General features: G+C 61.5%; 9 protein-coding genes and 1 pseudogene. 7 read left to right on the top strand and 3 right to left on the bottom strand.

What is annotated here, in order from left to right:
* Window positions 1-147 precede the first annotated feature (147 nt).
* The 7 genes and pseudogenes from FQ668_RS28615 (at window position 148) to FQ668_RS20560 (ending at window position 4,559) form a co-directional block, all read left to right on the top strand.
* Window positions 148-336, top strand: coding sequence for a hypothetical protein (locus FQ668_RS28615; protein WP_178095708.1), 189 nt, complete (start codon window positions 148-150; stop codon window positions 334-336).
* Window positions 337-466: 130 nt separating this feature from the next.
* Window positions 467-643, top strand: a pseudogene (locus FQ668_RS20585) (2-hydroxyacid dehydrogenase); the annotation flags it as partial.
* 52 nt (window positions 644-695) lie between these two features.
* Window positions 696-1,484 (top strand): PhzF family phenazine biosynthesis protein, encoded by a 789-nt coding sequence (locus FQ668_RS20580; RefSeq protein ID WP_144180617.1) that lies wholly within the window; start codon window positions 696-698, stop codon window positions 1,482-1,484.
* A gap of 67 nt (window positions 1,485-1,551) precedes the next feature.
* Complete coding sequence (locus FQ668_RS20575; RefSeq protein ID WP_014590177.1) at window positions 1,552-1,959, top strand: GFA family protein; 408 nt, start codon at window positions 1,552-1,554, stop codon at window positions 1,957-1,959.
* Window positions 1,960-2,087: 128 nt separating this feature from the next.
* The gene (locus FQ668_RS20570) at window positions 2,088-2,426 is read left to right on the top strand and encodes an FKBP-type peptidyl-prolyl cis-trans isomerase (RefSeq protein WP_003254365.1); all 339 of its coding nucleotides are present in this window, start codon (window positions 2,088-2,090) and stop codon (window positions 2,424-2,426) included.
* 232 nt (window positions 2,427-2,658) lie between these two features.
* Window positions 2,659-3,321 carry a histidine phosphatase family protein gene (locus FQ668_RS20565; protein ID WP_014590179.1) on the top strand — a complete coding sequence of 221 codons (663 nt, stop codon included), beginning with the start codon at window positions 2,659-2,661 and terminating at the stop codon, window positions 3,319-3,321.
* A gap of 44 nt (window positions 3,322-3,365) precedes the next feature.
* Window positions 3,366-4,559 carry a D-amino acid dehydrogenase gene (locus FQ668_RS20560; protein WP_019437066.1) on the top strand — a complete coding sequence of 398 codons (1,194 nt, stop codon included), beginning with the start codon at window positions 3,366-3,368 and terminating at the stop codon, window positions 4,557-4,559.
* A gap of 120 nt (window positions 4,560-4,679) precedes the next feature.
* Here the strand turns inward: FQ668_RS20560 and FQ668_RS20555 are convergent, their stop codons facing one another.
* The 3 genes from FQ668_RS20555 to FQ668_RS20545 form a co-directional block, all read right to left on the bottom strand.
* Window positions 4,680-5,408, bottom strand: coding sequence for an aspartate/glutamate racemase family protein (locus FQ668_RS20555; protein ID WP_010955048.1), 729 nt, complete (start codon window positions 5,406-5,408; stop codon window positions 4,680-4,682).
* Window positions 5,409-5,424: 16 nt separating this feature from the next.
* Window positions 5,425-6,957, bottom strand: a complete 1,533-nt coding sequence (locus tag FQ668_RS20550) for an NCS1 family nucleobase:cation symporter-1 (RefSeq protein ID WP_144180615.1) — start codon at window positions 6,955-6,957, stop codon at window positions 5,425-5,427.
* 494 nt (window positions 6,958-7,451) lie between these two features.
* Window positions 7,452-7,889 carry an Lrp/AsnC family transcriptional regulator gene (locus FQ668_RS20545; protein WP_003254357.1) on the bottom strand — a complete coding sequence of 146 codons (438 nt, stop codon included), beginning with the start codon at window positions 7,887-7,889 and terminating at the stop codon, window positions 7,452-7,454.
* Window positions 7,890-7,997: the final 108 nt, after the last annotated feature.

The raw sequence follows: 7,997 nt of genomic DNA, 5'->3' as shown, positions 1-7,997 counted from the left end.
TCAAACGCGACAAAAAGTAACCAAAAAACGCTGCGCTCCCATCATCCGGCCCCTGCGCTGCGCTCCGGGGTCCCCTCTCTCCGGCCTCGCTCCCGGGAGGACCGCGCTGCAGGCCCCATCCTGGGGCCCAGCGCTTGACGGGCATCCATGCCCGTCACCTCCCTCCGCAAGGCCTACGTTCGGCCTCCTGAAGTCGCGAAGATCAAGATCAAGATCAAGATCAAGATCAACAGCAACAGCAACAGCAACAGCAACAGCAACAGCAACGCAGCAACAGCACAGTACAGTTTTGCCTTGTTATTTCCATTGACTGTACTGGCCGGTGACTCCGCATAATGACGCCTCGAATTCACCCGGAGGTGGCATGAGCAAGGCAGTCCTGGTACTGGTGGAAACCGTCGACGATTACCTGCCCATGCTGGAGCAGGCCGGCTACCACCTGATCCGTGCCCCTCGCCGCAACTGCGTATTCGACGACGAGCCGACAGTGCCCGATGCACTCAAGGCCTTGCCCAACACCGTGCTCACACCCCACGTGGCTGGCCAATCGCCAGAAGCCGCGCGCGACACGGTGGCCTTGGTGCTGCGCAACCTGCAGGCGTTCTTTGCCGGTGAGCCAGTTTTGACCCCGGTACGCCCTTAACCCTTTTTCCAGATATCTGCCTGGCAGCGCCCGGGTAACAAGGAGTGTGTGCATGCAACTCGAAATCTTCCAGGTCGATGCCTTTTCCACTGAACCGTTCGGTGGCAACCCGGCCGCAGTGATCCCGCTGGACAGCTGGCTGCCGGACGATGTGCTGCAGCGCATCGCTGAAGAAAACAACCTGTCAGAAACAGCCTACTTCGTGCGCAAAGGCGAAACGATCGACCTGCGTTGGTTCACCCCCACCGTGGAAGTCGACCTGTGCGGCCATGCTACCTTGGCCTCGGCTTACGTGCTGTTCGAGCAACTGGGTGAGCAGGCGCAAGTGCTGCGCTTCAATACCCGCAGTGGCGAGTTGCGCGTCAGCCGTGGCGCTGATGGCCTGCTGGCCATGGACTTCCCCGCCAAGCAACCCGTAGCGGTCGACATGCCAGCGGGTCTTTTGCAGGCGCTGGGCTTGAGCCAGGCGAATGCGGTGTACCGTAGCGACGATTATGTGGTGGTGATCGATGACGCCATGCTGCTCGAAACGTTGAAACCCGACTTTGTTGCGCTATCGGCCTTCGACGTCCGTGGCATTGCCGTGACCGCGGTAGGGCGTGGCTTTGACTTCGTCACCCGCTGGTTCGGCCCGCGGGTTGGTGTGAATGAGGACCCGGTAACCGGTTCGGCACATACCTCGCTGGCGCCGTTATGGGCCCAAAGGCTGGGCAAGAACGTGCTGAGCTGCGAGCAGGGCGGGGCACGCAAAGGGCAGTTGCAGTGTGAAGTGCCGGGCAATGGCCGCGTGATCATCAGTGGGCGGGCGGCGTTGTACCTGCGGGGCAATGTGTACATCTAGTATGGCGTGCGATGCCCTGGGGGGCTTCTATAATTGCAGGCCCATCTTTCCGTTCAAGGAGCCACCCATGGCCCTGGAAAAACAAGGCACCTGCCTGTGCGGCGACACGCGGCTGACGGTCACCGTCGACAATACCCATATCAGCGCTTGTCATTGCAGCATGTGCCGCAAGTGGACCGGCGGCCCGCTGCTGGTAGTGCACTGCAGCAAGCCTCCGCTGATCGAAGGTCGTGCGCCGAGCGTCTATGATTCGTCCGACTGGGCCCAGCGTGCTTTCTGTGGCCGCTGTGGTACCCACCTGTACTACCGGCTCAAGGCCAACGACTTCCATGCCGTGCCGGTCGGCCTGCTCGATGGCGACCACGCCTGGGATTTCGACCTGCAGATCTTCGTCGAACAGAAACCCGCGTGGTACTGCTTCGCCAATCAGACCAAAGAGCTGTCCGGCCAAGAGGTGTTCGAGCAGAACAGCTGATTCAACGTCATGTCTGTACGGAGGCATTCCGTCGGCGAATGCCTCCGTACAATTCTGCGTGAACTTGCCAAACCGGTGCATTCCTGAGAAAAGGGCGGTCTTGTTTTTCAGCGTTTTGGAGTGTACCCGTGAGCCAAGAACTGCAGATCATCGACCTGGTCGAGGGAGACGGCAAAGCCGCCGTCAAAGGTGCCCTGATCACCACCCAGTACACCGGCTGGCTGGCCGATGGCAGCGAGTTCGACTCGTCCTGGTCGCGCGGTAAGCCGTTCCAGTGCGTGATCGGTACCGGCAGGGTAATCAAAGGCTGGGACCAAGGCCTGATGGGCATGCGCGTAGGCGGTAAGCGCAAGCTGCTGGTACCGGCGCACCTGGGGTATGGCGAACGCAGCGTGGGGGCGATCCCGCCAAATTCGGACCTGACCTTCGAGATTGAACTGCTGGAAGTGCTCACGCGGGATGATTGAGTGTTCGCGTTGCAACTCGAGGTTCTTGCACCTTACACAATTGCGCAACACCCAGCCCCTAACCTAGGCCTTGCCCAGGGAACGGCATTCACCTCCAGGGAGGAACCAAACGGGTTCAGGGCACTCTGACCCTCACTCGTGCCAAGGATGGCATTCACTACAAGGATGCCCTCTAACGGATGGGCGATGTGGCGGGTAAACCCGATTTTCTCTGCCACACGAGCCTGCCTTTATGAAGTTGCCAACATTCTTTCGCCGTCGCCGTCACTTGCTGCTGAGCCTGGTGCTCACTGCCATCGCCGCGCCGCTGGCGCTGGAGGCTGTCGAAAGCCGGGCACAACCGGTGGATGGCACCCAGACCCTGGTGTTTCTGCGTCATGGAGAGAAGCCGGGCGAGGGGCTCGGGCAGTTGAACTGCCAAGGCCTCAACCGTGCGCTGGACCTGGCCACTGTACTGCCCGAGCGCTTCGGCAAGGCCGACTATGTGTTTGCCGCCAACCCCACGCGGCATGTCGAGGAAGGCAGCAGGGATGAAAGCTACAGCTACATCCGCCCATTGATGACCATCACCCCCAGTGCCATCCGCCTCGGCTTGCCGGTGAATATCGACTACGGCGCCAACGATACTGCTGAACTGGCCGATGAGTTGCTGAGCAACAAATACCGCAATGCGACCATCTATACCGCCTGGTCCCACGGCTACCTGCCGGAACTGATCAACACGGTGGCCGGCAAGGCCTTGGGGGAGGAGCGGGTAATCACCGAGGACTGGAGCGGCGAAGACTTCGACACCCTCTACGTACTGACCCTGACCTGGCACGATGGCAAGGCCAGCCTGCTGAGCCGCAATGTGCGTCAGGGCCTGAATGACGGTGCGCATAGCTGCCCGACCTGATCCGCTGGTACTGTTTGGCAAGGAAGCCGGAACAGGGATGAGCGATGAAGCAGCGGGTAACGGTGATCGGTGGCGGAGTGGTGGGCCTGGCGACGGCTTACGCGCTGGTTCGGGAAGGGCGGTCGGTTGATCTGATCGAGGCCCGCGACAGCCTGGCGTCGGCCACCAGTTTTGCCAATGGCGGGCAATTGTCTTATCGCTATGTGGCGCCGCTGGCTGATGCCGGGGTGCCGTGGCAGGCGCTGGGCTGGCTGTTGCAGGACGAGTCGCCATTGCGCTTGCGCTTGCGCATGGACCCGGCCCAGTGGCGCTGGCTGCTGGCATTCACCCTGGCTTGCAGGCGTAGCGTCAATCGCCGTAATGCCGGGCAATTGCTTGAGCTCGCGCTTTACAGCCAGGCCGTTCTGGCGCAGTGGCGCGAACACCAGAACCTGGGGGATTTCGCCTGGCGGCGCAATGGCAAGCTGGTGGCTTTTCGCAGTGAACGGGCCTTTGCCCAAGGCCGGGAACAGTTGACGGACCCGTCCAGTCAACAGGTGCTGGCGGCTGCCGAGCTGCGCGGGTTGGAGCCTGCCCTGGATGGCGCACCGTTTGTGGGTGGCGTGTTCACGGCGGGCGAAGAGGTTGGCGATTGTCACCTGTTTTGCTTGCGGCTGGAGGCGCTATTGCGCGCGTCGGGCCAGTGCCGCTTCCTGCTTGGCCGGCCGGTGACGCAATTGGTTCAGCGCCAGGGCCAGGTCGTGGCACTGCAACTGGGCGATCAGCAACTGGACGTGGAGCAGTTGGTGCTGTGTGCCGGGCATCGCGGTCCAGGCTTGGCATTACCGGGAGTGCATATACCGGTTTACCCGCTGAAGGGCTACAGCCTGACCGCACCGATCAGCGCCGGGCACCTGCCCCCGGAGGTGAGCCTTACCGACTATGAGCGCAAGATCGTCTATGCACGCCTGGGGCAGCAGCTGCGGGTAGCGGCGATGGTGGACATTGTCGGGTTCGACGAGTCGGTGGACATGCGCCGTTTGCAGAGCATGCGGCGGCTGGCGCTGGAGACGCTGCCGAGGGCGGCGGATTATGGCCAGGCGGTGGAGTGGGCGGGGATGCGACCAGCGACACCGACCGGGGTGCCGATCATAGGTGGGACGGTGTATCGCAACCTGTGGCTGAACCTGGGGCATGGGGCGTTGGGGTTCACCTTGGCCTGTGGCAGTGCGCAGCGTTTGGCCCGGATGATGCGTTAACCGGGCCGGCCTCTTCGCGGCTAAAGCCGCTCCTACGAGGACCCCAACGGTATTCAGGCGTGTGGGTGGTCCTGTAGGAGCGGCTTTAGCCGCGAAGAGGCCGGTACAGGCGAAGAATATCTAGCGGCCAAAGCGCATCGGCCAGCCCACCACTTTCTTCGCCCGTGGCGTCGCATAGGTGCGCACTTTGGACGTGCTCAAACCCATGCGCACCAGCGATTCGGCAATGGTCACCGCTGCACTCACACCATCCACCACCGGCACGCCGGTGCGTTGGCGAATCTGCTCGTCCAGCCCGGCCATGCCGCCACAACCCAGGCAAATCACCTCGGCCTTGTCGTCACGCACGGCGCGTTCGGCCTGCTCGACAATCGCCTCCACCGCCCGCAGCGGGTCGGCTTCCAGTTCCAGCACCGCCAGCCCGCTGGCTCGCACCGAGGCGCAGCGGTCATACAGGCCCGAGAGCTTCAGGCGGTCCTCGATCAGTGGCACGGTGCGGTCGAGCGTGGTTACTACGGAATAGGCGTGGCCCAAATACATTGCCGTGCTGGCGGCGGCGTCGGTAATGTCCACCACAGGCACGTTGAGCAGTTCCTGCAGGCCTTCGCGGCCATGTTCGCCATAACCGGCCTGGATCACGGCATCGTAGGGCCCTTCAAAGGCCAGGACCCGGTCCATCACCGCGATGGCCGCCAGGTAGCTCTCGAAGTTGCCCTCCACCGATTCGGCGCCGAACCAGGGTGTGAGGCCGACGATTTCGGTACCGGGTGCGGCCACCGCACGGGCCTGTTCGGCAATGGCGTGGGTGATGGCTTCGGTAGTGTTGACGTTGGCGATCAGAATGCGCATGGGCAGTCCTCCCTGACTAATGGCTGCTGTGGTCGACGGCGATGCACTCGCCGCTGATGTCGTGGTATTGGCGGTTGCGTGGGGCGATCAACAGATAGAGGGCGGCGGCGATGCCGGCACCGATCAGCCAGGAGAACGGCGCGATACCCTGGAAGTTGGGCACCAGTGCCAGCACGATGGCCAGCAGTGCGGCCGGCACGAAGGCGGCCACGGCACGCAGGTTGATGCCCTTGCTGTAGTGATAGGCGCCGGCCGGGTGCTCGGTATACAGCTCTGGCACGTTGATGCAGCCTTTGCGCAGCAACCAGTAGTCGGACATGATCACGCCGTACAGCGGGCCGAGCAGGGCGCCCAGGCCCGACAGGAAGTACACGATCACCAGCGGACTGTTGTACAGGTTCCACGGCAAAATCAGCACCGCCAGGGTGGCGCTGATCAGCCCGGCACGGCGGAAGTTGAGATGGCGCGGCGCCAGGTTGCTGAGTACGAAGGCCGGGGCGACGAAGTTGGCCATGATGTTCACCGCCACGGTGACGATCAGGAAGGCCAGGCAGCCGAGCACCAGGAATGGCGTGCTGGGTATGGCGGCAACGATCTGCGTCGGGCTGTCGATGATCTGGCCGTTGATCTGGAATTGCGCGCCGCACAGCACCACGGTGATCACGGCGAACACCAGGATGTTCACCGGCAGGCCCCAGAAGTTGCCGACGCGGATGGTCTTGCGGCAAGGCGAGGAGCGGGCGAAGTCACAGAAGTTCAGCACCAGGGTGCCGTAGATCGCCAGCCACAGTGCGCCGCCGGCGAAGATGTTGCGCCACATCTCGTAGCCGGTCAGCGGGGTAGCCACCGACCAGGCAATGCGCGCGTCGGCCTTGAAGTACATGAACACCGCCAGGGCGGCGACGGTCAGCAGGATCACTGGCCCGGCAAAGGCCTCGTAACGGCGCACCATCTCCATGCCGTAGGCCAGGATCACCAGCTGTACCAGCCAGATCGATACGAAACATACCCAGCCCAGGCTCGACAGGCCGAGGATGCTGTCGTGGTCGTAGGCTGCAAGTTGCGGCCACACGGCGGTGAGCAGCACCCGCAGCACCACCGATGCCAGGTAGGTCTGGATGCCGAACCAGGCGATGGCGATGACGGCACGGATCAGCGCCGGGATCTGCGCGCCGTGGATGCCGAAAGCAATGCGGCTGATGACCGGGAACGGTACCCCGGTTTTCTGCCCCATATAACCCGACAGGTTCATGAAGAAGTACACCAGTGCCGCGCCGATGGCCAGCGACAGCAGAATTTGCCAGCCGCCCAGGCCGAGGGCGAACAAGCCCATGGCGAACGAATAGTTGGCGATATTGTGCACATCGTTTGTCCACAACGCGAAGATGCTGTAGCCGCCCCAGCGACGGCCTTCCATAAGCGTGGGCGCCAGGTCGCGGTTATGCAGGCGCGGGCTGAGAACAAGGTCCGGCTGGTGGCCGGCAAGCGTGGACGCGGGGTGTGTGCTGGCGACGGATTGTTCAGGGGCAAGGTCGAGGCTGCTACTCATTCCGGCGGGCTCCTGATGCACATGGACTGCGATGAGCGGGCATGCGCACGGGCTCGCCATCTCGTCGGTGCAGCGTTGGCATCACAGGGTTGTGGGCGCGGCGGCTGACATTGGGTCGGCGTCGCGGATTCTTGTGTACCTATGTTTTGTTTAAGTTGTATACAAAACACGAACACACAAAAGCGAGTTCCATGCCAAAGGAAGAGCAGGTTTCAACAGGCGATCATTTCTAACTTATCTTTTTGAAAGGTAAGTTGATGAAATACAGAGAATATAAGTTGACCAAACGAACAAGTTTAAATTTTTGAAAGATTGATTAGTTGATCATTTGGTCAAAATAACGGGTGGAAAGTGTGTAACGAATTGGGGCGCTACTGAAGAAAGTGCACACAAAAATGGCACCTATGGTTACGTTTTTGTGTACAAAAAATAGTCAACTTTCTGTGTTGACCTCTTCGCGGGCACCCCTGCAAGGAGGCCAGTACAGAGGCCAATCAATCCATTGGCGGCAACCGCCGCTTGACCGGGGTCTTCTTGATGATCGCGGTATTGGTCTCAGCCAGCACATTCATGAGGTCGAGCAGCGTGTCCAGCTGCTCCATCGAGCGCACATGCAGTCGGGCGACGAAGCAGTCTTCGCCAATGACCTTGTCGCATTCGGTGAACTCAGGGATGGCAATGATCTGGCGCTCCACTTCTTGCAGCTTCCCCGGTAGCGGACGGATGCGCACGATCGCCTGCAACTGGTAGCCAAAGGCGCGTGGGTCGACCTCCACGGTATAGCCGCGCAGCACACCACGCTCTTCCAGCCGGCGCAGGCGCTCGCTGACGCTGGGTGCGGACAGCCCGCTGACCTGCGCCAGAGCCTTGAGCGAGCGGCGCGAGTCCTCCATCAGTGCGTTGATCAATAATTGGTCAATGGCATCGGTCATGCTCACCTCATCAGGTAATTCGTGTTATCTGCCTTGATAGTAAAGGTAGGTTGGCGAAAATGCCTTGGTTATCCGCTGGATGGCCAGCCTGCAGCCTTTGCATACTGT

The sequence above is a fragment of the Pseudomonas sp. Kh14 genome, assembly GCF_900291005.1.
GTDB classification, from domain to species: Bacteria; Pseudomonadota; Gammaproteobacteria; order Pseudomonadales; family Pseudomonadaceae; genus Aquipseudomonas; species Aquipseudomonas alloputida.
Note: the sequence above shows the minus strand (reverse complement) of the source record. Positions and strands in the feature narration are given on the sequence as shown.

What these genes read in the sequence shown, in the direction of transcription:
- FQ668_RS20555 (WP_010955048.1), bottom strand. Translation starts at nt 5,408, where the DNA reads ATGCGCATTCTGATCGCCAACGTCAACACTACCGAAGCCATCACCCAC.
- FQ668_RS20550 (WP_144180615.1), bottom strand. Translation starts at nt 6,957, where the DNA reads ATGAGTAGCAGCCTCGACCTTGCCCCTGAACAATCCGTCGCCAGCACA.
- FQ668_RS20580 (WP_144180617.1), top strand. Translation starts at nt 696, where the DNA reads ATGCAACTCGAAATCTTCCAGGTCGATGCCTTTTCCACTGAACCGTTC.
- FQ668_RS20575 (WP_014590177.1), top strand. Translation starts at nt 1,552, where the DNA reads ATGGCCCTGGAAAAACAAGGCACCTGCCTGTGCGGCGACACGCGGCTG.
- FQ668_RS28615 (WP_178095708.1), top strand. Translation starts at nt 148, where the DNA reads ATGCCCGTCACCTCCCTCCGCAAGGCCTACGTTCGGCCTCCTGAAGTC.
- FQ668_RS20545 (WP_003254357.1), bottom strand. Translation starts at nt 7,889, where the DNA reads ATGACCGATGCCATTGACCAATTATTGATCAACGCACTGATGGAGGAC.
- FQ668_RS20565 (WP_014590179.1), top strand. Translation starts at nt 2,659, where the DNA reads ATGAAGTTGCCAACATTCTTTCGCCGTCGCCGTCACTTGCTGCTGAGC.
- FQ668_RS20560 (WP_019437066.1), top strand. Translation starts at nt 3,366, where the DNA reads ATGAAGCAGCGGGTAACGGTGATCGGTGGCGGAGTGGTGGGCCTGGCG.